Source organism: Thalassospira alkalitolerans (genome assembly GCF_002115745.1).
GTDB classification, from domain to species: domain Bacteria; phylum Pseudomonadota; class Alphaproteobacteria; order Rhodospirillales; family Thalassospiraceae; genus Thalassospira; species Thalassospira alkalitolerans.
Map to the genome: position 1 here is coordinate 1 of NZ_JFKB01000022.1, position 23,948 is coordinate 23,948.

Consider the following 23,948-nt stretch of genomic DNA (forward strand, 5'->3'; position numbering starts at 1 on the left):
GTCCGTAGGTCTACCGTTAACCTATTCCCCAACAGAACTTTGTACGCCATAAGGCGTGGGGCGCTGTTTATAAAACCGGTGGCGCTTTGGCAAGACCTTTTTTGCCGGTTATGTGGTCTGACATACATAACCATGTGTAAAATGCATAGGGGATTTGCCTTGTGCTACATTGTCGGTAAACTCATATGGATGATTCGCAAGACGGTCATATAAATGTCGTTTTGGTGTATCATTGTCGTAATGTTCAAAGTGAAGGCAGGTTACAACAGGTGAAACAGGTATCTCCCCATCGCAACACGCATGGGGCCATGCGCCCTGAAAGCGGTGCTGCCATGGCTGGAAATGCCGTGATGGATGCGCGCCCGGTAACGGCCGTGCCCGATACCCTTTCTGGTAACCCGGCTGGTGACAGCCTTGCCGCGCCGCGCCCTGTCATGCCGACCACCAGCCACCCGCCGCTTTATGCCGCAATTGATCTTGGCAGTTCGAACTGTCGTTTGCTGGTGGCGCGTCCGTATCATGACGGGTTCAAGGTGATTGATGCGTTTTCACGCGTTGTGCGTCTTGGCGAAGGGGTGCGCGAAAAAGGCTATCTTTGTCAGGCGGCCATGGATCGTGCGATCGAGGCGTTAAAAGTCTGTTCGAAAAAATTGCGTAAACATCCCGGTGCGAAATTGCGCGCGGTGGCAACCGAAGCCTGCCGCACCGCACAGAATCGTGATGAATTTGTCCAACAGGTTTTTAATGAAACCGGGATTGAACTTAAAATCATCAATCCAGACGAAGAAAGCCGCCTTGCGCTTCAGGCCTGTTCGGCATTGCTGGATGAACGCCCCTATGCGGTGGTGTTTGATATTGGCGGTGGCAGCACGGAAATTTGCTGGATCAAGGTTGATAATCAGGGACAAACCGAATGCATTGAAACGCTTTCGATGCCATGCGGGGTTTTGTGCCTGACGGAACGCTATGCCGGGATCAAGCAGCGCCGCGAACGGTTTGAAGCCATGCGAACCGAAATTCGGGATCGTCTGCGTGATTTTGCCAGCCGCAATTGCTGTGCGGATATTCTTGATGATGGGAAAGTGCAGATGGTCGGGACATCGGGAACGGTGACGACATTCTGCGGGATTGCCCTTGGCCTTGAACGGTATGAACGTCACAAGGTCGATGGATCGGATTTGCGGTTTGATGATGCGGAACGTGTCACGGAGCTGCTTTTGCGGATGGAAGCCGATAAGTGCAAAGGGCATCCTTGCATTGGCAACCAGCGGGCCGAATTGATGGATGCGGGGGCGGCGATCTTTGCCGCGATTCGCGATATCTGGCCGTTGGCGACCTTAAAAGTGGCGGATCGGGGCCTGCGCGAGGGAATACTGGTCGATTTGATGCGTGCCGATGGTCATGCTATTGACCCATGCGATGCGCGCCGTCATACAGTGTCCCATATTCCGGCCAATCCATGATCGGCACTACGTCGACGGATAATACTGGCCTTTAACATATTTCAGTTCGGATAAAGAACATGACCGACAATAACAGCGGAAAAGGCGGTTCGCGTCGCCGCAAGGGTTCGGCCATTGCCGCAATCGATACTGGCGCACGGCGCGGGCTTCGCACGCGTGTCAAAAGTGCCAAGGGGCGCAAGATTTCCTCGACCCGCTGGCTCGATCGGCAGTTGAATGATCCCTATGTGCAGGAAGCCAAGCGTCTTGGTTATCGTTCGCGCGCGGCCTTCAAGCTGATTGAAATCAATAACCAGTTTGATCTGCTGCGTCCGGGCATGCGTATCGTTGACCTTGGTGCCGCCCCGGGCGGCTGGACCCAGGTTGTGGTCGATATGGTCGGCTCCAAACATGGCAAGGGTCAGGTTGTTGGCCTTGATATCCTTGAATGGGAAGGTCTTTCCGGCGCGACCTGTTTGCAGGCCGATTTTCTGGATCCGGCCGCACCTGATATGATCAAGCATGCGCTTCAGGGGCCGGTTGATGCGGTGATTTCCGATATGTCACCCGAAACCACCGGCCATCGCTCGACCGATCATATTCGGATCATCGATTTGGTCGAACATGCGCTTTTGTTTGCCGAGGAGGTTTTGGCACCGGGCGGTATTTTCATTGCCAAAGTCTTCAAGGGCGGGACGGAAAACGATCTTTTGAACCGGGTGAAAAAGAATTTCCGCGTTTCCAAGCATGCCAAGCCACCGGCGTCACGCCCGGAAAGCCCCGAAGCATATTTGATCGCTACCGGTTTCCGGGGGCAGAACAATGCCGCCGATGAAATTGCCAATGCAGAGTTGAATGAAAGCGAAGGCTGGTCGCCGACCGAATAGGTTTCCGGGCTGATTAAAATTCAAAGCGCGCCGCATGTTCGGCGCGCTTTTTTTATTTACAAAAAATCACCAATGACCCCCTAGGGTTGCGGGCGTAGCGAAATTTTCCCAAGCCCGATTGCGCTAAGTCAAGAAGTACAGGTGCTGCACCTTTTATACGGTGGTCTGGCAAAAATTCTCTGCGCGGGTAAAATAGATGCAAAATTGCGCAATTCGGGCATGATTTTTTTGTTGTATCAGGGATGATCATAGGGGGCTTCGGTCCAGAACCGGGGGGTAATTCATGAAGCAGGATCAGCTTTTTCTGACAGGGGTCGAACGTCATTTTAGTGATGACGAGATCATCGTCAGCAAGACCGACCCCAAAGGGCGCATTACATACGCCAACGATGTCTTTCTGCGGGTTGCGGGATATCGTGAAAAAGACATTTTGGGGCAGCCGCACAGCATCATTCGTCATCCGGGTATGCCGCGCTGTGTCTTTGCCTTGCTTTGGGACACAATTGCCAAAGGCCGCGAGATTTTTGCCTATGTGATCAATCGCAGTGCGAATGGCGATCATTATTGGGTTCTGGCCAATGTCACGCCGACCTTCGGGCCGGATGGTAAGATCATCGGGTATCATTCGAACCGCCGTGTGCCGCGCCGTGATGCGCTTGAACAGGTGATCCCGCTTTATGCCGATCTTTGCGCCGAGGAAGACCGAGAACGCAATCGCAAGGAAGGCATGGCACGCAGCACGCAAAAACTTGGTAATCTATTGGCGCAGGCGGGTATCGATTATGATCAATTTGTTTTCACTCTCTAACCTGCGGCTGTTTCTTGTCTCGGCGACTTTCTTGGCGGGGGTCTTTCTGGGCGGCTTGATGCTGTATCCTGAACAGGCCCAGGCTATTTCGTTGATTGCGTCAATGTGCCTTTTGGTGCTGGCGGTTATCGGTATCATTGCCATCACACGCCATAAAAAGGTTATCGATGAATTGCACGACATCGTCCATGACGCTGCTGATGGCAAAATGGGCGTTCGGGTCAATTACCGGCAGGAAAAAGGTTATCTGGGCCCCTTGCAAAATGCGGTTAATCAGCTTCTTGATCTGACCGAAGCCTTTGCCAAGGAAGCCGCCGGAGCCATGGGGCATGCATCGCGCGGGGCCTATTACCGTAAAATCTTGCCCAAGGGATTGCGGGGTGATCTGGTTGGTTATGCCGGTACGGTTAATGCCGCGCTTGATGCCATGGATGAAAAAACCCGCAACTTCAATGACAGTGCCGGACGGATCGGGGACGATATCCAATCGGTTGTCGGATCGGTATCAAACAGCGCCAGACAACTGAGCGACAGTTCAGATTTCCTGTCCCGACAGGTGAGCCGCATCGCCGATCAGGCCAATGATATGCGCGTTGCCGCCGATGACAGCAGCGAGGCGTTGAACGGGATTGCCGTGGCCACCGAACAATTTAGCGCATCAATCCGCCAGATCGGGGCGCAAATCGATGGTTCCGCCCAATTGGCCGAGGTCGCGGTCAGTCGTGCCCGGCTTGCTGATGATCACATTACCAGGCTTGATGAAATGGCCTTGCGGGTTACCAAGGTGATTGAACTGATCACCGATGTTGCCGATCAAACCAATTTGTTGGCATTGAATGCCACTATCGAAGCCGCTCGTGCAGGCGAAGCAGGCAAAGGGTTTGCTGTTGTTGCGACTGAAGTTAAAAACCTGGCATCGCAGACATCACGTGCAGCCGAACAGGTGATTGGCGAAATCGGTGAAATGCAGAACATGACCCGCGAAGCCGTTTCATCGGTCCGCGAGATCAATGAAAAGATCGGTGAAATCGATAGTGGCGCCCGTCTGGTCGCCGAGGCCGCCCGCGAACAAACCAAAGTTGTCGGCGCGATCAGTGACCGGATTGAACAGGCCGTGCAGCGCATGCACACGATTGCCACGATCCTTGCCGAGGTTGCCAATGGCACGACCGAGTCAGGTTCTGTGGTTTTGCAATTGCATGGCGAGGCAACGAATTTGCTGGGACAGGCCGATTCACTTGATGGGGATGTGCGCCGGTTTATCGGACAGGTTCTTGCCATTCCCGATGCTGCACCCGCGTAAACCGGGGCGGGACTGCTTTCGCGGTTGCGGTAAGTGCCTTGCCGTTTTTCAAAAAAATTGATTGATTGCAGGCATGAAAAAGGGCCGCGTTGGATAATATCCTGACAGCAGCCCCATCAACCAGTATCTAACGGAACTGCCGGTGTAATGCACGAATAAAATAACAGGGCAGCTATGGGCGCAGAAAACTTGGCATCAGAGGCATAACGTGTATAAGTTCCGCGCCAACTCAGATTAACGAGGTGGCCCCAGATGACCCGCATTGCAGAAGCCCTGACGTTTGACGACGTATTGATCAAACCCGCCGCCAGCGACGTGCTGCCGGCACAGGTGCAAACCAACACCCGCATCACCAAAAAAATCGACCTGCGCATCCCACTGCTGTCGTCCGCGATGGACACGGTGACCGAAAGTGCGATGGCGATTGTTATGGCACAGCATGGCGGTATGGGGGTCATTCACAAAAACCTCGATATCGCCCAACAGGCCGAAGAAGTGCGCCGTGTTAAGAAATTTGAATCCGGTATGGTCGTTAACCCGATCACCATTCACCCGGATCAGACACTGGCTGACGCGCTTGACCTGATGGATATCAACCATATTTCCGGTATTCCGGTTGTTGAACGCAACTCGAACAAGCTGGTCGGTATTCTGACCAACCGCGATGTGCGTTTTGCGTCCAATCGGGCACAGCCGGTTTCCGAACTGATGACCCATGAAGATCTGATCACGGTGACGGAAAACGTCGAAACCGAAGAAGCCAAAAAGCTTTTGCATCAGCATCGCATTGAAAAACTTCTGGTGGTCGACGAGGCTTATCGCTGTACCGGCCTGATCACGGTCAAAGATATCGAAAAAGCCAAACTGCACCCGAATGCTTGTAAGGATGAAAGCGGTCGCCTGCGGGCTGCGGCTGCCACTGGCGTTGGTGAAAGCGGTTTTGAACGTGCCATGGCGCTGGTGGATGCCGGTGTTGATATTCTGGTCATTGATACCGCACATGGCCATTCGTCGGGTGTGATCAAGGCTGTTGAATATATCAAATCCAAAGTCGGCAATACCCAGATCATTGCCGGGAACGTCGCAACGGCTGACGCGGTCAAGGCATTGGCCGAGGCTGGTGCAGATGCGGTCAAGGTCGGTATCGGCCCGGGGTCGATTTGTACCACGCGTATTGTTGCCGGTGTCGGTGTACCCCAGTTGACCGCGATCCTTGAATGCGCGGAAATGGGGCACAAACTTGATGTGCCGATCATCGCCGATGGCGGGATCAAATTCTCGGGCGATATTGCCAAAGCGATGGCCGCAGGTGCCAGCACCTGCATGGTCGGGTCCATTTTGGCCGGTACGGACGAAGCCCCGGGCGAAGTTATCCTTTATCAGGGCCGTTCGTATAAATCCTATCGCGGGATGGGCTCGGTTGGGGCGATGGCACGGGGTTCGGCGGATCGTTATTTCCAGCAGGATGTTCAGGATAACCTGAAACTGGTCCCCGAAGGCATCGAAGGTCGTGTTCCTTACAAAGGTCCGGCCGGTCAGATCATTCACCAGATGGTTGGCGGTCTTAAGGCATCCATGGGCTATACCGGTTCGGCAACGCTGGCCGATTTCCGTGAACGTGCCGAGTTTGTCCGCATCACCAATGCAGGCCTTCGCGAAAGCCACACCCATGATGTGACGATCACCCGCGAAGCGCCGAACTATCGCCCCGGTAACTAACCGGGCACGCTGATTAATTGGCTGGGCAGCCCTGCGATTGTCGCTGTTGGCGAAAGACCCAACCCGTGATATCAGCGGGCACAATTTCAGATGACGGCGGGATTGCCTGCCGTCATCGCCATTTTTATCGTATGATGTTCACATAATTCCCATATCGGGACTGGAACATCACACTCAGACAGGTTGGACATTCGTTTTGAAACCCGGTGCACGTATCGCGGCTGTTATTGAACTTTATGACAGCTGGACCCAAACCAGAGACGACGCAGACCGCGTCATTTCCGGCTATTTTGGCAATCGCCGTTATATTGGTGGGGGCGATCGTCGCGAGATCAGCGAACGTTTTTACAACCTGATTCGTCATCAGGCGCGTCTGGGCTGGTGGCTTGCGGAATGTGGATACGAGTTTCAGGACGGTCGTGCGCGCATTATCGCCGAACTGGTTTTGCAGGATAAACGCAAGGCCGCTGATATTTCTGACATGTTTAATGGTGACGAGTTCTGTCCGAACCCGCTGCATCCGGCGGAAAATCACCTGATCAATAAATTGACGGGCAAGACGCTTGATCATGATGGTCAGTCTGGTGCGGTTAAAACCGAACTGCCGAAATGGCTATATGCCGAGCTTTTGAAGCTCCATCATGAAAATCTGCCCGCCGAAATGGCAGCTTATAACAAGCCGGCCAAGCTTGATCTGCGCGTCAACCGCCTGAAGGGCACGGTTGAAGACGCGATCAAATCGCTTGAGGCCGATGGCATTCATAACATCGAAAAAATTCCTTATGCGCCAAATGGCCTGCGTTTGCCGCTTGGCGTCAATATGCTGGTCACGGCGGCCTATAAGGATGGCCTGATCGAAATTCAGGACGAAGCATCGCAGATTTGCGTGCGTCTGGTCGATGCCAAACCGGGCATGCATATCCTTGATATGTGTGCGGGCGGTGGCGGCAAAACGCTGGGCTTGGCATCGGATATGCGTGGCAAGGGCCGTATTCTGGCCTGTGATACCCACGGCGGACGTCTTGATAATTCGCGCAAGCGTGCCAAACGTGCTGGTGCGGGCGATTGCATTCAGCAGCGTATCATTGCCGACGAACGTGATAGCTGGCTGCGCAACAAATCGGGCTTCTTTGACCGGGTATTGCTGGATGTTCCGTGTTCGGGCCTTGGCACATTGCGCCGTAACCCCGCACTTCGCTGGCGCATCGGCCAGCGCGACATTCGTTTGTTGATGGCCCAGCAAAGCAAGCTTCTTAAGGCCGGTGCGGCCAAGGTCACCAAGGGCGGGCGTTTGATTTACGCGACCTGTTCGATCATGCCCGAAGAAAACGAACGCCTGATTGAAACCTTTATGCGTGACCGCAAGGATTTCAAACCGGTTCCGGTAAGTGAAATCTGGCCGGAAGGACCCAAATCGGTTCCCGTACCCGGTGGCAAGGACAAGCCATGGCTGCGCCTGTCGCCGAACGAGCACGGCACCGATGGTTTCTTTGTTGCGGTGTTTGAACGGACGACAAAGGGCAATGGGAAGTAATGACAATGGCGGCTATGGTCATCGCAAATAACCCGATGCCCGATACCGCCCTTGGTCCGCTTGCAAATTGTCTGGCTTTGATTAAAAAAACGGCCCTGTTCCAGATTGGAACAGGGCCGAGTTTTTTCACAAGTGCATTATACCGTGAACGCTATGTGAAGATTGGATCTTCCACAGTTTACCCGGCCGGTTTTTTATTCGGCTTTGGGGATGGCTTCGCTGCCAATGCTGTCGCCTGTCGTGCTGTCCTCATCCTGAGGCATCAGGTCAAGCGGGCTATTGCTGCTGCCGCTGCCATTAAGGCCCTTCATGCCCGGAACTTCCGGATCAAGGGCTTCACCGGTCTCGGCACTCGGGGCTTGGGGCACCGGGATCATGGTGCCGGTATTTTTGTCACCATCATCAGTGTCAAACAGCGCCGCCGGTTCATCGGTTTTGGACTGCGTCATTGCGATGGCCGTTGCCGCACCAGCGACCAGAAGCAGGCCCGCGACGGCGAGCGCGATTTTACTGCCTTTGTTCTGTGTCATTTGCATGTGTCCCTTTGCGTGGTCGAATTTGTTTTGCTCATGATTTCTTTATCTGTCGGGCGCGATGTTTCCCGCGCGCCGTTGATCCACAAGCTACAGACGCATTGCGCAAGAAAAAGGGACCAATTGTGCTCTTTTCTGGTGCATTCCGGCAGGAAAAGGCCGCAATTGTCCGAAAATGCCGAAATTCGGCATCAGAATTTGATGAATGCATCCCAAGGTAACCATTTGCGCCGGGTTGCCGAGACGGATGGTTTGGCGTATGTACGGCGCAACCCCATACTCGACGGAGATACGGCCCGATGACTGATCGCGTGCTGATTATTGATTTTGGATCGCAAGTCACCCAGTTGATCGCACGCCGCGTGCGCGAAAGTGGTGTCTATAGCGAAATCCACCCCTTCAACAATGTCTCGGACGCTTTCCTTGACGAATACGCCCCCAAGGCCGTGATCCTGTCGGGTGGCCCGGCATCGGTCCATTGGGACGAAGCCCCCACCGCACCGGCCAAGGTCTTTGAACTTGGCGTGCCGGTTCTGGGCATTTGCTATGGCCAGCAAACCATGGTGACCCAGCTTGGTGGCAAGGTCTCGACATCTGATCACCGCGAATTTGGTCGTGCCTTTGTCGATGTGACCGAAGATTGCGCCCTGTTTACCGGCACTTGGGCCGAGGGCGCGCGCGAACAAGTCTGGATGAGCCACGGCGACCGCGTTGATGCGCTTCCCGATGGTTTCCGTGTGGTTGGCAAATCCGATGGCGCACCATTTGCCGCGATTGCCAATGACGAACGCAAATTCTACGCTGTGCAGTTCCACCCCGAGGTGGTCCACACCCCGCATGGCGCGCAACTGCTGAAAAACTTTACGCACGGCGTTGCCGGTTGCTCTGGCGACTGGACGATGAATGCTTATAAAGACGATGCAATCGCCAAAATCCGCAAACAGGTCGGCGATGGCAAAGTCATCTGTGGTCTGTCGGGTGGGGTTGATAGCTCGGTCACGGCGGTTCTGATCCACGAAGCAATTGGCGATCAGCTAACCTGTGTGTTTGTTGATCACGGTTTCATGCGCTCGGGCGAGGCCGATCAGGTCGTCACCCTGTTCCGCGAGCATTATCACATTCCGCTGGTTCATGTTGACGCATCTGAAACCTTCATTGGTGCGATCGAAGGCGAAATTGATCCGGAAACCAAACGCAAAACCATTGGCCGTCTGTTCATCGAAGTCTTCGAACAGGAAGCCAAGAAAATCGGTGGTGCCGACTTCCTGGCACAGGGAACGCTCTATCCCGACGTGATCGAAAGTGTGTCGTTTACCGGTGGTCCGTCGGTCACCATCAAATCACACCACAATGTCGGTGGTTTGCCGGAACGCATGAATATGCAACTGGTCGAACCGCTGCGTGAATTGTTCAAGGACGAAGTCCGTGACCTTGGCCGTGAACTGGGCCTGCCTGACAGCTTTGTCGGCCGTCACCCGTTCCCGGGGCCGGGCCTTGCCATCCGTATTCCCGGTCAGCCGATCACGCATGAAAAACTCGATATTCTGCGCAAGGCCGATGCGATTTACCTCGAAGAAATCCGCAATGCCGGTCTGTACGACGCCATCTGGCAGGCCTTTGCCGTATTGCTGCCGGTTCGTACTGTTGGCGTGATGGGCGATGGCCGTACATACGACTATGCCTGTGCGCTGCGCGCGGTTACCTCGACCGATGGCATGACCGCTGATTTCTATGCCTTCCCGCCTGAACTTCTGGGCCGCATCGCCAACCGGATTATTAACGAGGTCAACGGCATCAACCGTGTCACCTATGACTTCACCTCCAAACCACCGGGAACGATCGAGTGGGAATAAGCTTTCCGGTTACCGGAAATGACAGCGGCGCGTCCATTGGGCGCGCCGCTGTAGTTTTAGCAATTATCCGTCAGCTTAATTGGTATTGTAGCTTAAATTTTCTACTACCATGATGCAGCCAGGCAATATTTTTTTCTGAAACCCTTGATCGCTACGCTGAGTATTAGGAAAGTACCATCCGGCAGAGTCAAATGGCTTATTTTCTAAGTATTTGGTTAATTTGTCTATTGCACTATTGATTTTTGATTGATGATTTTTGGGAATATAAAACCCAAAAAAAGTTACACCTAGAACGCTATAATCTTCACTGTGACCAGAAGATTTTGCATCGCTTATGGCTAAAGAACGAGTTCCCTTTAGTCGTTCCGACCATTCTTTGTCGGTGTTTAGTGAGATAAATTCATGCTTTGCTTCAATATAAAAGTCTACCTTGTCTGCTCCGATATATAAATCACATCGTCCTGTGTATTTTTCATTTTTATGTCCTTTTCTAGATTTCTCGTGAGAGAATTCTGACATTGCCACGTAATTGTTGCGCCATGCAGCTGCAGATAATGCGGACACATTTTCTCTTTCTCTGTAAAAATGAAAATAGTCCCCACCTGTTTTTTCTGCATAAGTATCCATTATTTCATGCCATTTTATAAAAATTGGCTCAAATTCTTTAATTCCTTTTCTGGATTTGCAGAAATATCCTTTTTCATTATTCATTGATGTTTTTCTTTGCTGAAATTGCGCAATATGTTGTAAGTCGTGCAGGGCCGATGCTGAAAGTTTAAGCTGGTTCACAGCTTTTCAAAGAAGGCTGACAGTTCTGCATCATTACGCAATGTTACCAAGTTACCATTGGCAAAATCGGTTTCGGCTTTATCAAGCTCAATGCGCAGCCGTTCGAGTTTCAGTTTCTGAACATTTTCATTGGCTTGCATCAGGCTTAATGCCTCGCGGATGATTTGACTGGCGTTTTTGTAATGACTGGATCCAACCTTTTCACGGATCATCGCTTCAAGCTGTGGTGTCAGGGGCATATGCATGGCGGCTCTCCTTCTACCGATAAATTATGGGAAGGGGGGGCGAGCTTTGTCAAAGTTTGTCTGCTGGTCTAATCCCGTGTGGGGCCGTCCAACCGTCGCACCAGATTGCGCAGATCGGTGATTTGTTCGGTTTGCTGGCGCAGAATGGTTTCAAGCTGGTGCTGACGCAAATCATCCAGCTTTTCATGCAGGCTCATGATTTCAAGCTCGGCCTTTAGATTGACCTCGTAATCATGGCTGGCCACCAGCCGGTCTTTGGCTGTCTGGCGGTTTTGCGACATCATGATGACCGGGGCCTGAATGGCGGCGAGCATGGAAAGGATCAGGTTCAGAAAGACAAACGGATAAGGGTCAATGACCTTGTTTGCGGCAAGCACCCAGCTATTGAGCGCCACCCAGGCCAGCAAGATAACCATGAAAAGGCTGATGAACGTCCATGAACCGCCAAAGGCTGCGACCTTGTCGGCAAGACGTTGCCCCAGGCTTAGTTCTTCGCGAAACCGTTCATTGACGTTTTCGGTAATCGCCACCCGTTTGGCGATACGGCGCAATATCCGTTGTTCGCGTTCAGGAAGATCATCATAACCGGTTTGCAAAAGCCGTTCTGCCAACCCTTTGACATTCTGGTCCATGGTTTTTTCTCCCAAATATCGGGTTGGTTGGCTTTAATTCCGCCCCGGGCCATCTGATCCGCAATCCCCTGTCGAGTTGCACGCATTCGATAATACCTGTTGCACACTGCGCTGCCAGTTAAAGGTCAGACAGGACGACAGCAACAGGGTCGCAAGCATTGCGGCAATGAGGGGCAGGCGACGCATGATTTATCCCGTTTGTTCAGAACAAATGCGACGTACAGCTAAAGTCTGGCTGTCTTTGAAACATCAAGGCTTTGGCCTGTGCGGTCCGTGCGCGATGACATAACGGCGGTATTATACCCGCGATTGATCACAATGTCGTCGAAATGCTTTTGGGATCGGGCTTTGTGGTCTTGGTGTTGAAGTCCCGGTATTGCCAGGTGCCGGGACGGGCCTTGATGTTTTCAACCAAGGCCGTCGGTCCACGGATGGGGGATCAGATTTTTTTCACAAACTCGGATTTAAGCTTCATCTGGCCGAAACCATCGATCTTGCAATCGATATTGTGATCACCTTCGACAAGACGGATATTCTTGACCTTGGTGCCGACTTTCAAAGGCTGTGATGCGCCTTTGACTTTCAGGTCCTTGATGACCGAAACGGTATCGCCATCCACCAAAACATTGCCATTGGCATCTTTGAAATCAGATTGATCTGCGGTGTCGGCAGTGTCCAACGACCATTCATGCGCGCATTCCGGGCAGGTCAGCAAGGCACCGTCTTCGTAGGTATAAGGAGACTCGCATTTCGGGCAGGGGGGCAAAGTGCTCACAGTGGATCCTTGGGTAAAATTGCGTTGGGGGTGGCCCCATCGGGCCTGATTGCATCTCTCGTAACGTCGAAGATCAGCGTTGTCGAGGGGAACAGGGTGTTTTTCGATGGTTTTCCCTGATTTTTCCCTATCGTGATGTCTGAGATATCAGAATGATGATCCCCAGAAAATCTGCCTTGAAAACAAGGCGGGGAATTGGGCAATTGAATACATGCGATACAAAGAATTCTTTGCACGGCGATCACATGTACAGCAGCCACAAAACCGCGCCAATGTGATCGCCGGCAAAGATTATTCCTGTGCAGCCTTGCGCAAGGCCGGAAGGCCAACACCCGCAGTTTCAAAACCGCCGTCGGCGGCAATGATCTGGCCGGTGACATAGCTTGCGTTGTCCGAGCAAAGAAACGCAATTACTTCGGCAATTTCGCGTTCGCTGCCGTAACGGCCAAGTGGCATGGCATCAAGATAGGCCGAGATGATTTCTGGCGAATGGACTGCCATGGCAAGTTTGGTTTTGACCGGGCCGGGGCAAACACAATTGGCCCGCACACCAAAATCACCCAATTCGATGGCCTGTTGTTTGGTCATATGGATGACGGCTGCCTTGGATGTGCCATAGGCCACCCGAAGGGTCGATGCCCGAAGCCCCGAGATCGAGCCAATATTAACAATCGCACCCTTTGTTTGTTTGAGTGCTGGAATGGCGGCCTGCGAGACAAGGAAAACGCCATCAAGATTGGTTTCCATGATCCGGCGCCATGCAGCGAAGTCCGTTTCGCCGACCGGAAGGAAATCGGCCACACCGGCATTGTTCACAACCGCGTCGATCTGGCCAAACTCGGTCAGGACGTCGTCAATCATGCAATCCACCTGTTCGGGGATCGATACGTCGTATTCAAACGGTTTTGCATTGGCGATGTCGCGTGATGCGGCGCGAAGTTCGTCGCCGTCACGGTCAATCATGGCAACGCGCCAGCCAAGCTCGATAAAAAGATGTGTTGTTCCAAGCCCGATGCCGCGCGCAGCCCCGGTTATCAAAGCAACTTTTTGTTCCATTCCCTGTTTCCCCTGAAGGTACGATCTTTGGATCGTTTCTTTGTTTGTTAAATGTCGATAGGCGAAGACCCGCCCTTGATCCGGTGACATTACCGATCAGGGGCAAAAAATGCCAGAAAATCGACCTGCCTCTTTGTTTTGGGGCATCCGCGGTGCTGTTTTCTGATCTTGATCCCGCAGGTCGTTCATGGTTCCAGACGCCATGTTTCTATGGCGCCAAGGTCCTGAAAACAGTCTGTTTAATTGCCCGGGTGCGTGATTGCCGTTACCGTTTTGCCAATGTGTTTCGGGATACGTGCCCACGCGATCCCGGGATTTTTACAGTTCACGCAGGGCTTGCGCCACTCCGACCGATGTTTCCTCGTGTCATTTCGGGTCCTGTGACCGGTAACAGGGCGGTCAATATCGCCCGCTTCAGAATGCGCAGAAGATCTATGGGGCCGGAACCGATGCAATCGGGCCTGTCATGCCATTGGATGTCTGCGCTGTGTCTGAAACACGTATTCAGGGGAAATCAGTCGTTGGTCAATATTCAAAACAAGGCCCGTGTGGTCATCATTGGTGGTGGCATTATCGGGTGTTCGGTTGCCTATCACCTGACCCGGCTGGGGTGGAAGGATGTTGTTTTGCTGGAGCGCAAGCAACTGACCAGTGGCACGACTTGGCATGCCGCAGGTTTGATTGCCCAGTTGCGCGCAACCGCCAATATGACGCGATTGGCAAAATATTCGCAGGAACTTTACGGCACGCTAGAGGAAGAAACCGGTCTTTCCACCGGGTTTAAGCGGGTTGGCGCAATTACCGTGGCACTAACCGAAGACCGCAAGGAAGAGATTTTCCGTCAGGCGGCAATGGCGCGTGCCTTTGGTGTCGAGATAGAAGAAATCAGCCCCGCAGAAGTCGGTGAACGGTATCCGCATGTCAATCTTGATGGGGTCAAGGCGGGGGTCTACCTGCCAAAGGACGGGCAGGGCGACCCGGGCAATATTGCCCTGTCGTTGGCGCGCGGCGCGCAACAACGCGGTGCCAAAATCCATAGTCAGGTCAAGGTCACGGGGGTTTCCCGGCGCGGATCACGGGTCACCGGGGTTCAATGGCATGCGCAAGACGGTGATACCGGTGAAATCGCCTGTGACATGATTGTCAATTGCGCGGGGATGTGGGCACGTGATGTTGGCAAGATGGCCGGGGTCAATGTGCCGTTACATGCGTGCGAGCATTATTACATCGTCACCGATAATGTTCCCGATCTGGGGCATTTGCCGGTGCTTCGCGTGCCCGATGAATATGCTTATTACAAGGAAGATGCCGGTAAAATCCTGTTGGGTATGTTCGAGCCAAAGGCCAAGCCATGGGGCATGGACGGTATTCCCGACAGTTTCGAATTTGATCAACTTCCCGAAGATTTCGATCATTTCGAACCGATCCTTGAAAAGGCAATCAACCGGATGCCGTTGTTGGCAAAAACCGGTATCCACACATTCTTCAACGGCCCTGAAAGCTTTACCCCCGATGATGCCTATCATCTGGGGTTGGCGCCGGGGATGGATAATGTCTGGGTTGCCGCAGGTTTCAATTCGGTCGGCATTCAATCAGCCGGCGGGGCCGGGATGGCACTGGCGCAATGGATGGAAGACGGCGCACGGCCCTTTGATCTTGGCGATGTTGATATTGCCCGAATGCAACCGTTTCAGGGCAATAAAACCTATCTTTATCACCGCTCGACAGAAACGCTTGGCCTGCTGTACGCCGATCATTATCCGTTCCGTCAGATGGCAACCGCGCGCGGCATCCGCCGATCCCCGTTCCATGCCCATTTGGATGCACAGGGTGCCGTCTTTGGCGAGTTTTCCGGCTGGGAACGCGCCAATTGGTTCGCCGATCCGGGGCAGGACCGGGAATATCGCTATTCATGGAAACGTCCGAACTGGTTTGGCAATGCCGCGGCTGAACACGGCGCAATCCGTACCGGGGTTGGCATGTATGATATGTCATCCTTTGGCAAACTGCGCGTCGAAGGTCCCGATACCCAAGCATTTCTGAACAGCATTTGCGGGGCGGATATGTCGGTTGCGATTGGCAAGATCGTTTACACCCAGTTCTTAAACCCGCGCGGCGGGATCGAAGCCGATCTGACCATCACCCGCCTGACAGAAACGGCCTATCTGGTGGTAACCCCGGCGGCGACCCGGCTGGCGGACGAGGTCTGGATGCGCCGCCATGTCGGCGATCATATGGTCGTCATTACCGATGTCACGGCGGGCGAAGGTGTTCTTGCGGTGATGGGGCCAAAGTCACGCGATTTGTTAAAGGCCGTATCCCCGGATGATTTTTCCAACCAAGCCCATCCGTTTGGCACCGCGCGCGAGATTGAAATCGGCATGGGGCTGGCGCGCGCCCATCGGGTGTCCTATGTCGGGGAACTTGGCTGGGAAATATACGTCAGTACCGATATGGCCGCTCATGTGTTCGAGGCGCTTTGGAATGCTGGTCAGGATTTCGGTCTGAAACTGTGTGGCTTGCATATGATGGACAGTTGCCGGATCGAAAAGGGATTTCGTCACTTTGGTCATGACATCACCTGCGAGGATCACGTGCTTGAAGCCGGGCTTGGTTTTGCCGTGAAAACCGAAAAGGGCGATTTCATCGGTCGCGATGCGGTGTTGCGCAAACGTGAAAGCGGATTGGCGCGCCGGATGCTTCAGTTCCGCTTAACCGACCCGGAACCGCTTTTGTTTCATAACGAACCGATCCTGCGCGATGGCAAAATCGTCGGCCATCTAAGTTCCGGGGCCTATGGCCATCATATCGGCGGCGCCATTGGACTTGGTTATGTTCCCTGCGTTGGCGAGGCGGCCAAGGATTTGCTGGCATCATCTTACGAAATCGATGTGGCCGGTACGCGCGTCGCTGCACAGGCATCTATGCGCCCGTTCTATGATCCGGAAGGAACGCGCCTGCGCAGTTAGAAGTCGTTTAAGGTGATCGCATTTCAAGTGTCCGACCCTGTGAAATGCGCACAAAAAAATGCAGCCGGGGCAGTTGAAAACCCGGCTGCAAAAGGAAGGACGGGGAGGGAGGCTAACCCGTCCTCTGGAGGAGAGGGAGAAAGATGAAAAACCGGTAACTTGTGCCGGGGTGTTTTCGCGCTAGTCAGAAACAATCATCGCGTTCCAGACGTCCTGAAAACGTTGGTTGGCGTCGCGAAACCGCTGCAAGGCATCTTTGGGGACATTGCCGCTGTGATCTTTGATCTTGCTCCAGGCAACGTTCATGTCATCCCACGCCTGAACAATCTCGCTTGTCAGGTATTCATCACCGGTCCCGCTTTTCTTTGTGCGGGCGGCAAGGCCAAATTCCCAATCCTTGAACGTCGGTTCAAGTTCTGCGGGCTTGGAATGCGCGTGCGGTTTGGTTTTGTGTTCCGCGCCATGGGTGGGGCTTTGCGGGGTGCCATATGTCATGGGATGGCTCCTGTTGTTCTTTGTGACAAGCTCAATCTGACGGGTAATCATGTCATCGATTTGCCGCGAAAAGGCGATTTTGGGGCACGTCCCGATCCGGTATCGGGGGACAGCCCAATGGTGCGTTAATCCGGCTCAGCCGGATTTAAGGCTGTTCCACGCCTTTTCAAGCTTGGCGGTGGCTTTGTGAAATTGCTCTTTGGTTTCTTCGGTTGCCTGTTCGCCGCCGGATTTGATTTTTTCCCATGCGGTGTTCATATCGCCATAGGGGCCGGTGACGTCTTTGGGCAGGTTACCGACCTGCATGTTGTTGGTATTGCAATAACCCGTAACATTATTTTCCCAGTCATCACGGGTTTGTTGCAGGTGAAAAAGATCGAGTGCGGTTTGTTCCTGCATTGCTAAATCTCCTTGTTTGGTCGGGTGGTTCTGATCATGCAACGCCTGTTTCGGACGTGTGTTCCAAAATGATTTACATGCATGTCCTCTTGCCAAGGATGGCGAGCCGTGGAAAATAGAGGCCATGTCACAAATCAAAACCAAATCCCGCACCGCGGATATTGTCGCGCCACAGGATGACGCCTGTAACGAATGTGATACAGCCGCGCGTCTGGGCCTAAGCACCGAACAGGGCGAGGCCGTCACCCGTGATGCATCACGGGCCACCGGCCATAACCTTGCACTGCCCGATATCGAGGCCGCAGCGAAAATCTTTGCCCTTTTGGGCGATGCCGGTCGGTTGCAATTGGTGCTGCGCTGTATGGAAAAACCGCAAACCGTTGGGGATCTGGCCGAGGCATCGGGCATGTCGCAGTCATTGACTAGCCACCACCTGCGTCAATTGCGCGATCAACGTATCCTTGCTTCTGAACGCAAGGGACGGCACATCTTTTATAATATCGACGACGAACATATTTCACGTGTTGTGCGCGATGTCTTTGCCCATGTGACTCATGATTAACCGCACTTTTGCGGTCTAAAGGCAGGGGCCTTCTATTCCTCGCGCGGCCTGCACAAAATTTCCATTTCTGTCATGATCTGCCACGATATGAATGTGGTTATCCTGCTGTCGAACAACCGTTTTCGAATGGCATGGATAATGGTGCATTTTGGCTTATATTCAAATTCTGATTTGAATATCACTTGACGACAGAACATATGAATTGTTATTTGAATATAATACATGAATGAAATTTTGAATATTGGCGAGGTTCCAGAATGTCCGTCATCGCGAAATGGGATGAATTCCCGGCCATCGGAAATTGCGAAAGCTGCAAATCATCCCTGATTGCGGCACTTGAACGCGCAGTTCCGGGCCGGTCCTTTGTGACGGACGGGGCGGGTCTGCATGCCCAGCCCGATCTTGGTGATGATCAAAAAAAGGTCGCGCGGGATGTGTTGAAGCGCCATCGCGATGGTGTGGCGCATCATCACTGGGTGGTATCGGGCATGGATTGCGGGTCTTGCGTGGCCAAGATCGAAACCGCCCTTTCCAAACGCGACGGGGTCGAATGTGTTGATGTTTCGATGATGCGCGAAACCGTGACGCTGGGCCTGCGCGATGATAGCCCCGATTTGCGTGGCGACATCACCCGGATGCTGACCAAACTTGGATATCCGGCCCATGAAAAATCCACAGTGAATACCGGCACGACGGCGTCGGGATGCTGTGGTGGTGCCAATACTTGTGGTGAAACGGCATCACCGCTGGATGCGGATGTCGAAACGCAATCCTTGCTGCGGAAAATTGCCCCCTGGCCGGAAGGCGGGGATGAAATTGCCTGGGCGGCGATCTGGCTTGTCATCGGCGGGGGTGTTGGCTGGCTGGTTCCGGGGGCGGATACCTATGCCATGTCGGTTGCGGCCATCCTTGCCGCCTTGCCGATCATGCGTGCCGCATTTCGTCTGGCGATCAGTGGTGCGTTCTTTTCCATTGAACTTTTAATGAGTGTCGCGGTTCTGGGCGCGGTGGCGATTGGCCAAAGTCTTGAGGCCGGGATGGTCGTGCTGCTGTTTGCGATTGGCGAAAGCCTTGAAGGTATTGCCGCCGGGCGGGCGCGCAGCGGGGTTAAATCGCTGATGAAGCTGACCCCTGAAATCGCACGTCGGGTGACCGATACCGGGGTCGAAGACCTTTCACCAGCATCCCTTGTGATCGGCGATATTGTCGAAGTCCGGCCGGGGGAACGTATTCCCGCCGATGGGATCCTGACAACGGGGTCTGCTGAAATCGACAACAGCCATCTGACGGGCGAGTCTGTTCCGGTGGCATCTGAACCCGGGGACGACGTTTTTGCCGGTGCGATTGTTACCGACCGTCCGGTGCATCTGTGTGTTACGCGGGCAGCGGGTCAGACGATGCTGGATCGGGTTATCGAACTGGTCGAACAAAGTGAAAAGCACAAGGCACCTGTCGAGCGGTTTGTTGCCAAATTCGCCCGTATCTATACCCCGATCATCATGGCTTTGGCAGCGTTGACTGTGGTGATCCCGCCGGTCCTGTTTGGGCAGGGCTGGGAAGAATGGATTTATCGCGGTCTGGCATTGTTGTTGATTGGTTGCCCCTGCGCCTTGGTGATTTCAACCCCGGCGGCGGTAACCTCGGCCTTGGCGCGTGCCACGCGGATTGGTTTGCTGGTTAAGGGCGGCGCCGCACTTGAAGCCATCGGGGCGGTCCGCACCATGGCGTTTGATAAAACCGGCACCCTGACCGAAGGCAAGCCAAAGCTGGCATCATTGATTACGGTTGGTGACATGGCCGAGGATCAATTGCTTGGCATTGCCGCAGCTCTTGAAACCGTGACGTCGCATCCGCTGGCGAAGGCAGTGGTGACAGCAGCACAGGACAAAAACCTTGATTTACCGGTGATTACGGATGCGCGGACCATCGCCGGTGCCGGGGTCGAAGCACGGATTGATGGCATCTTGTACCGGGTTGGCGCGGCCAAGCGGCTTGATATCGATCCGACCCCGGAAATTGCGGATTGGTTAACCGCACAGGAAGGCGCAGGCAGTACCGCCGTTGTTGTTTTGAAAGATAACGTCGTGATTGGCGCACTGGCACTCCGCGATGTTGCCCGTGCGGATGCGAAGGCTGCACTTGCCAAGCTTAAGGCATTGGGCATCAATCCGGTGATGTTGACTGGCGATGCGATGCTGGTTGCCAAACGTATGGCCGGTGAACTGGGCATGGAATATCATGCGCAATTACTGCCCGAAGATAAGTTGAACGTACTGGCCGAGCTTCGCAATGATCCTGACCGCAAGGGCCCAATTGCCATGGTCGGTGATGGCATCAACGATGCCCCGGCTCTGAAATCGGCTGATGTCGGGATTGCGATTGGCGGGGGCACGGATATCGCACTTGAAGCCGCCGATGCGGTGGTGGTCAAAGACCGGCTTTCCGATGTGGTTAATCTGGTAAAACTGTCGCGTGCCACCCGGCGCGTCATCCGCGAAAATATCGGTCTGGCGCTGGGGCTAAAGGCAGTGTTCCTGATCACCAGCATCACCGGCCTGACAGGATTATGGCTGGCCGTCCTGGCCGATACCGGCGCAACCGTGCTGGTCACGATCAATAGCCTGCGTTTGTTGATCGCACTGCGTCGACCGTGATGCCTTTTGACAGGAACTATATCTTCGCCATTGTGCTCTCTGTGCGCTCAGAGTTAGTGCGTCGGTATGAGGGGATCGCTCTCTAATGATGTCCAGATAATAGTGGAATTGGTGTTTAAGCTATAGTGATAGCCAAAAAGGTCACCTACCGCGCGTAGCTGTCAGGGGGTGCAAATTTCGAAGCTGTGTTGATCGCAATCCAGAGTGATCTGTGCAGGCAGTGAATGAGGTCTTGTTGACAATCGGACGTCCGTCCTATATTTAAAATCGGACGTCCGTTCATTTTGGCGGTTAGGCACATCTCAATTCAGGAGGCCTGTTATGGATGAGAAGCTTACGCAACGAATTCAGATCTTATGCGCTTGGTGTGGTCCGGCGTTTGTCGTGCTTTATGGCTTGGCTTGGGTCGTTCTTGCTCATAACTATCCGCCGCCCGACCCGTCATTTAGTGCTCAGGAACTCGTCGATAACTTCTACCTGAAATATCAGGATAGGATACTGCTGGGCCAATCGCTTTCGACGGCCTTCGGCATTCTCTATCTTGTTTGGGCATGTCAAGTGTCGGTGCAGATGTGGCGAAGGGAAACCGTGCCTATCCTGTCGCTCATCCAGTTATGTGGTGGCTTGCTGACCGGATGGGTGCTCATGTTCGTCCCCGCGATGTGGGCTTGGTGCGCTGAGGTTGCCGGCGTTGTCGATCCTGAAACTATTAAGATGGTTCATTTTATCGGCTGGTACTTTTTTGACATGACCTATTGGATCACAACAATCGAGGTGATGGCCATCTTTATCATGGTGATGATGGACAAGGAGAAACCAGGACTGGTACCGAAGTGGGTTGCATCGATCGCATTGTTCTCTGGTCTTTCGTTCCTGCCGCTTACTTTTCTGCCTTACTTCAAGTCGGGCCCATTCGCGCTGAATGGTTACTGGTCTTTCCATGTCGCCTTCATCAGCTATGGAATTTTCACGTTCGCTTTCGGTCCGTATATGGTCAAAGACATCAAGCGGGTGCGCATTCCCGTTGTCCCGGGCATCGGCCAGGCGATTAGTCGTCGACAGTCTGGCCGTTAAACCATGAATACTGAAACTCTTACTCGAGGTTTCACCCTCTGTCTCGACCCTGCCGTTACAGGCGGGGTCGAGGACAGAGTGGCAATTAATCCCGCCGATATGGACGCCAATGGATGGAAGCCTGGCGACTATGTAACGATTACCGCGCTTGCACAAACGGCGGGTCGCATCATCGGTGACAGCACCACGGCAAGGGGCAGCGTTGCCCTCGGCTCGACTCTGGCGGCGGCTAGTGGCGCGCAGGCTGGAGAAACAGTTGTCCTTACCGTTGTAACGTCTTTCCCTGCCGAGCGTATCGTCTTCGCCGTTGTGGAACGCGCATTGCCGGGGCAGAGCGGAAACCCGATTCGTCATGGAAATGCTGTCCTCGCTCGCTTCCTCGGAGCCTCTGAAAGTGCAACCTCGGCGATACCTTCACCGGATGCTCGGCTATTGGATCATCGTGCTCTGATCGTAGGTAGTTTGCTTGATCACGCGGACGCTCGGTTGAGGGTCATTGAAACGGTGCCGACCGGTGTGGTGACCGCCACGAGAGAAACCGCGATTTCAGTTGTCGATCCCCAGGACCGCAAGACATCCTATCGGGATGTCGGTGGCCTTTCCGGCGAGGTCGCCAGCATTCGTGAAATGGTAGAACTGCCGCTGCGTCGTCCGGAGGTTTTCATGCGACTTGGCGTCGATGCACCGGGCGGCTTGCTTCTCTATGGCCCGCCCGGTTGTGGCAAGACTCTGATCGCACGTGCGATAGCCCAGCAGACAGATGCATTCTTCCTTTCGATCAACGGCCCCGAGATCATCCAGAAGCATTATGGTGAGTCCGAAGAGCTCCTGCGCAAGGTTTTCGATGAGGCGCAGAGGCATCCGGCGACGATTTTGTTCATCGATGAGATCGACGCGCTTGCCCCAAACAGGGAAACAGTGCTCGGCGAAGTAGAGAAGCGTGTTGTCGGGCAGCTACTGGCGCTGATGGATGGCGTTTCCTCGCGCGGTAGGGTCGTGGTGATGGCTGCCACTAATCTGCCTAACGCTGTGGATCCGGCGTTGCGTCGACCGGGCCGGTTTGACCGCGAGATATCTATTGTCCCGCCGAGCAAGATGGGGCGACTGGAAATTCTTAAGATTCACACTCGGTTCATGCCGCTGGCCGCGGATGTTGATCTGGAGCGAGTCTCCGCTGTGACGCATGGCTTCCTCGGTGCGGATCTGGCAGCGCTCTGCCGCGAAGCGGGCATGGCCTGCGCTCGCGACAATCAAACGGAAGAAAGCAAATCGGCGCTCTTTGTTCGGATGGTGCATTTCCAGAAGGCGTTGGCGGATTTCCGCTTGTCGACCATGCGTGAACTGTCGTCTGTTTTCGCCGAAACATGCTGGGAGGATATCGGCGGACTGGAGAAGGAGAAGCATCTGCTGAGGGAGGCGCTTGACTGGCCGCTCACTTACGCTTCTCGCTTCACGTATGCTACTGCCTATGCGCCCAAAGGTATCTTGCTGACCGGCGGATCAGGAACCGGCAAGACACTTTTGGCGCAGGCGGTTGGGACGACGACGGAGGTTAACTTTATCGTGGCGCGTGGTCCCGAGCTCCTTTCCAAATGGGTAGGTGAATCCGAACGCGGCATCCGCGAGGTGTTTCGGCGCGCGCGGCAGTCCGCGCCCTCTATCATCTTTTTTGACGAGATAGACGCGATCACACCCGCGCGAGGTAGAAGCACCGGCGACGGCCAGATCGGTGATCGTATGGTTGGGCAGTTCTTGCTGGAACTTGATGCGATTAATGGTGATTCTGGCGTTGTCGTGCTGGCGGCGACCAACCGGCCGGATCTTGTTGATCCGGCGTTGCTCAGGCCCGGCCGTTTTGATCTGGTGATCGATTTACCGGACCCTGATCGCGAGACGCGCTTGTCCATCCTTAAGGTGCATTGCCAGAACAGCCCGCTCGGCGAAGACGTCGACCTCGGTACGCTTGCTGAGGCTACGGAGGGGCTGAGCGGCGCTGTTCTGGGGGCACTTTGTCAAAGAGCGAAGACCTTGGCGATCAGTGATTCGGTCAAGGCGCAGCCGGGACAGGATTTTACGCCTTTTCTTATCTCCGCCAATCATTTCGATGCCGCCCTTCGTGCGATCTTGCAAAGCAGACGGGCGAATCAAAATGCAAGACACGACAGTACTGCATGACGCGGGCGGAGGCTTAATCCGGAAAGTGATGGGGCTCCTGAATA

At 54.0% G+C, this 23,948-nt stretch carries 21 protein-coding genes; 12 read left to right on the forward strand and 9 right to left on the reverse strand.

Features of this window, described 5'->3' with window-relative positions; all coding sequences use genetic code 11:
- Nucleotides 1-269 precede the first annotated feature (269 nt).
- From TALK_RS19745 to TALK_RS19770, 6 genes are all read left to right on the forward strand, one after another.
- Entirely contained in the window at nucleotides 270-1,463 is a 1,194-nt protein-coding gene (locus tag TALK_RS19745; RefSeq protein ID WP_245830055.1) for a Ppx/GppA phosphatase family protein, read from the forward strand.
- A 59-nt stretch (nucleotides 1,464-1,522) separates the two neighbouring features.
- A complete protein-coding gene (locus tag TALK_RS19750) occupies nucleotides 1,523-2,329 on the forward strand; it encodes an RlmE family RNA methyltransferase (protein ID WP_085620885.1) in 807 nt (268 codons plus the stop codon).
- Between the two features lie 283 nt (nucleotides 2,330-2,612).
- Complete coding sequence (locus tag TALK_RS19755) at nucleotides 2,613-3,137, forward strand: PAS domain-containing protein (RefSeq protein WP_085620886.1); 525 nt, start codon at nucleotides 2,613-2,615, stop codon at nucleotides 3,135-3,137.
- Nucleotides 3,112-4,440: a methyl-accepting chemotaxis protein gene (locus TALK_RS19760; RefSeq protein ID WP_085620887.1), complete on the forward strand. Its 1,329-nt coding sequence runs from the start codon at nucleotides 3,112-3,114 to the stop codon at nucleotides 4,438-4,440. Before TALK_RS19755 ends, TALK_RS19760 begins: the two co-directional genes overlap by 26 nt.
- 252 nt (nucleotides 4,441-4,692) lie before the next feature.
- On the forward strand, nucleotides 4,693-6,159 hold the full coding sequence (guaB, locus tag TALK_RS19765; RefSeq protein WP_085620888.1) for an IMP dehydrogenase: 1,467 nt from the start codon (nucleotides 4,693-4,695) through the stop codon (nucleotides 6,157-6,159).
- 196 nt (nucleotides 6,160-6,355) lie between these two features.
- The gene (locus TALK_RS19770; RefSeq protein WP_085620889.1) at nucleotides 6,356-7,693 is read left to right on the forward strand and encodes an RsmB/NOP family class I SAM-dependent RNA methyltransferase; all 1,338 of its coding nucleotides are present in this window, start codon (nucleotides 6,356-6,358) and stop codon (nucleotides 7,691-7,693) included.
- Between the two features lie 194 nt (nucleotides 7,694-7,887).
- Here TALK_RS19770 and TALK_RS19775 read toward each other — a convergent pair whose 3' ends face one another.
- Nucleotides 7,888-8,223, reverse strand: a complete 336-nt coding sequence (locus TALK_RS19775; protein WP_085620890.1) for a hypothetical protein — start codon at nucleotides 8,221-8,223, stop codon at nucleotides 7,888-7,890.
- A gap of 302 nt (nucleotides 8,224-8,525) precedes the next feature.
- Between TALK_RS19775 and guaA the strand changes: the two genes are divergently transcribed.
- The gene (gene guaA / locus TALK_RS19780) at nucleotides 8,526-10,079 is read left to right on the forward strand and encodes a glutamine-hydrolyzing GMP synthase (protein WP_085620891.1); all 1,554 of its coding nucleotides are present in this window, start codon (nucleotides 8,526-8,528) and stop codon (nucleotides 10,077-10,079) included.
- A 75-nt stretch (nucleotides 10,080-10,154) separates the two neighbouring features.
- Here the strand turns inward: guaA and TALK_RS19785 are convergent, their stop codons facing one another.
- The 6 genes from TALK_RS19785 to TALK_RS19805 all read right to left on the reverse strand — a co-directional run bounded on the left by TALK_RS19785 (nucleotide 10,155) and on the right by TALK_RS19805 (nucleotide 13,576).
- Nucleotides 10,155-10,868 (reverse strand): hypothetical protein, encoded by a 714-nt coding sequence (locus TALK_RS19785; protein ID WP_139833892.1) that lies wholly within the window; start codon nucleotides 10,866-10,868, stop codon nucleotides 10,155-10,157.
- Nucleotides 10,865-11,113, reverse strand: a complete 249-nt coding sequence (locus TALK_RS19790) for a ribbon-helix-helix domain-containing protein (RefSeq protein ID WP_085620893.1) — start codon at nucleotides 11,111-11,113, stop codon at nucleotides 10,865-10,867. Before TALK_RS19790 ends, TALK_RS19785 begins: the two co-directional genes overlap by 4 nt.
- A 68-nt stretch (nucleotides 11,114-11,181) precedes the next feature.
- The gene (locus tag TALK_RS19795) at nucleotides 11,182-11,745 is read right to left on the reverse strand and encodes a DUF1003 domain-containing protein (RefSeq protein ID WP_085620894.1); all 564 of its coding nucleotides are present in this window, start codon (nucleotides 11,743-11,745) and stop codon (nucleotides 11,182-11,184) included.
- A gap of 33 nt (nucleotides 11,746-11,778) precedes the next feature.
- On the reverse strand, nucleotides 11,779-11,931 hold the full coding sequence (locus tag TALK_RS22170; protein WP_169715080.1) for a hypothetical protein: 153 nt from the start codon (nucleotides 11,929-11,931) through the stop codon (nucleotides 11,779-11,781).
- A gap of 253 nt (nucleotides 11,932-12,184) precedes the next feature.
- Nucleotides 12,185-12,520, reverse strand: a complete 336-nt coding sequence (locus TALK_RS19800) for a zinc ribbon domain-containing protein YjdM (protein WP_085620895.1) — start codon at nucleotides 12,518-12,520, stop codon at nucleotides 12,185-12,187.
- A 291-nt stretch (nucleotides 12,521-12,811) separates the two neighbouring features.
- Nucleotides 12,812-13,576 carry an SDR family NAD(P)-dependent oxidoreductase gene (locus tag TALK_RS19805; RefSeq protein WP_085620896.1) on the reverse strand — a complete coding sequence of 255 codons (765 nt, stop codon included), beginning with the start codon at nucleotides 13,574-13,576 and terminating at the stop codon, nucleotides 12,812-12,814.
- A gap of 521 nt (nucleotides 13,577-14,097) precedes the next feature.
- Between TALK_RS19805 and TALK_RS19810 the strand changes: the two genes are divergently transcribed.
- The gene (locus TALK_RS19810) at nucleotides 14,098-16,545 is read left to right on the forward strand and encodes a GcvT family protein (RefSeq protein WP_085620932.1); all 2,448 of its coding nucleotides are present in this window, start codon (nucleotides 14,098-14,100) and stop codon (nucleotides 16,543-16,545) included.
- Nucleotides 16,546-16,725: 180 nt separating this feature from the next.
- Here the strand turns inward: TALK_RS19810 and TALK_RS19815 are convergent, their stop codons facing one another.
- On the reverse strand, nucleotides 16,726-17,040 hold the full coding sequence (locus TALK_RS19815; RefSeq protein ID WP_085620897.1) for a hypothetical protein: 315 nt from the start codon (nucleotides 17,038-17,040) through the stop codon (nucleotides 16,726-16,728).
- Nucleotides 17,041-17,175: 135 nt separating this feature from the next.
- Nucleotides 17,176-17,439 (reverse strand): hypothetical protein, encoded by a 264-nt coding sequence (locus TALK_RS19820; RefSeq protein WP_085620898.1) that lies wholly within the window; start codon nucleotides 17,437-17,439, stop codon nucleotides 17,176-17,178.
- 124 nt (nucleotides 17,440-17,563) lie between these two features.
- On the opposite strand from TALK_RS19820, the gene TALK_RS19825 reads away from it, so the two are divergent.
- The 4 genes from TALK_RS19825 (at nucleotide 17,564) to TALK_RS19840 (ending at nucleotide 23,904) form a co-directional block, all read left to right on the forward strand.
- A complete protein-coding gene (locus TALK_RS19825; protein ID WP_085620899.1) occupies nucleotides 17,564-18,001 on the forward strand; it encodes an ArsR/SmtB family transcription factor in 438 nt (145 codons plus the stop codon).
- 257 nt (nucleotides 18,002-18,258) lie between these two features.
- Nucleotides 18,259-20,655: a heavy metal translocating P-type ATPase gene (locus tag TALK_RS19830; protein ID WP_085620900.1), complete on the forward strand. Its 2,397-nt coding sequence runs from the start codon at nucleotides 18,259-18,261 to the stop codon at nucleotides 20,653-20,655.
- Between the two features lie 321 nt (nucleotides 20,656-20,976).
- Complete coding sequence (locus tag TALK_RS19835; protein WP_085620901.1) at nucleotides 20,977-21,729, forward strand: hypothetical protein; 753 nt, start codon at nucleotides 20,977-20,979, stop codon at nucleotides 21,727-21,729.
- 3 nt (nucleotides 21,730-21,732) lie between these two features.
- Complete coding sequence (locus tag TALK_RS19840; RefSeq protein WP_211274855.1) at nucleotides 21,733-23,904, forward strand: AAA family ATPase; 2,172 nt, start codon at nucleotides 21,733-21,735, stop codon at nucleotides 23,902-23,904.
- Nucleotides 23,905-23,948: the final 44 nt, after the last annotated feature.

Bases quoted from the DNA above. Each gene is read 5' to 3' on its own strand.
- TALK_RS19835 (WP_085620901.1), top strand. From the start codon at position 20,977: ATGGATGAGAAGCTTACGCAACGAATTCAGATCTTATGCGCTTGGTGT.
- TALK_RS19760 (WP_085620887.1), top strand. From the start codon at position 3,112: ATGATCAATTTGTTTTCACTCTCTAACCTGCGGCTGTTTCTTGTCTCG.
- guaA (WP_085620891.1), top strand. From the start codon at position 8,526: ATGACTGATCGCGTGCTGATTATTGATTTTGGATCGCAAGTCACCCAG.
- TALK_RS22170 (WP_169715080.1), bottom strand. From the start codon at position 11,931: ATGCGTCGCCTGCCCCTCATTGCCGCAATGCTTGCGACCCTGTTGCTG.
- guaB (WP_085620888.1), top strand. From the start codon at position 4,693: ATGACCCGCATTGCAGAAGCCCTGACGTTTGACGACGTATTGATCAAA.
- TALK_RS19775 (WP_085620890.1), bottom strand. From the start codon at position 8,223: ATGACACAGAACAAAGGCAGTAAAATCGCGCTCGCCGTCGCGGGCCTG.
- TALK_RS19840 (WP_211274855.1), top strand. From the start codon at position 21,733: ATGAATACTGAAACTCTTACTCGAGGTTTCACCCTCTGTCTCGACCCT.
- TALK_RS19755 (WP_085620886.1), top strand. From the start codon at position 2,613: ATGAAGCAGGATCAGCTTTTTCTGACAGGGGTCGAACGTCATTTTAGT.
- TALK_RS19805 (WP_085620896.1), bottom strand. From the start codon at position 13,576: ATGGAACAAAAAGTTGCTTTGATAACCGGGGCTGCGCGCGGCATCGGG.
- TALK_RS19830 (WP_085620900.1), top strand. From the start codon at position 18,259: ATGTCCGTCATCGCGAAATGGGATGAATTCCCGGCCATCGGAAATTGC.
- TALK_RS19790 (WP_085620893.1), bottom strand. From the start codon at position 11,113: ATGCATATGCCCCTGACACCACAGCTTGAAGCGATGATCCGTGAAAAG.
- TALK_RS19820 (WP_085620898.1), bottom strand. From the start codon at position 17,439: ATGCAGGAACAAACCGCACTCGATCTTTTTCACCTGCAACAAACCCGT.
- TALK_RS19815 (WP_085620897.1), bottom strand. From the start codon at position 17,040: ATGACATATGGCACCCCGCAAAGCCCCACCCATGGCGCGGAACACAAA.
- TALK_RS19825 (WP_085620899.1), top strand. From the start codon at position 17,564: ATGTCACAAATCAAAACCAAATCCCGCACCGCGGATATTGTCGCGCCA.
- TALK_RS19750 (WP_085620885.1), top strand. From the start codon at position 1,523: ATGACCGACAATAACAGCGGAAAAGGCGGTTCGCGTCGCCGCAAGGGT.
- TALK_RS19795 (WP_085620894.1), bottom strand. From the start codon at position 11,745: ATGGACCAGAATGTCAAAGGGTTGGCAGAACGGCTTTTGCAAACCGGT.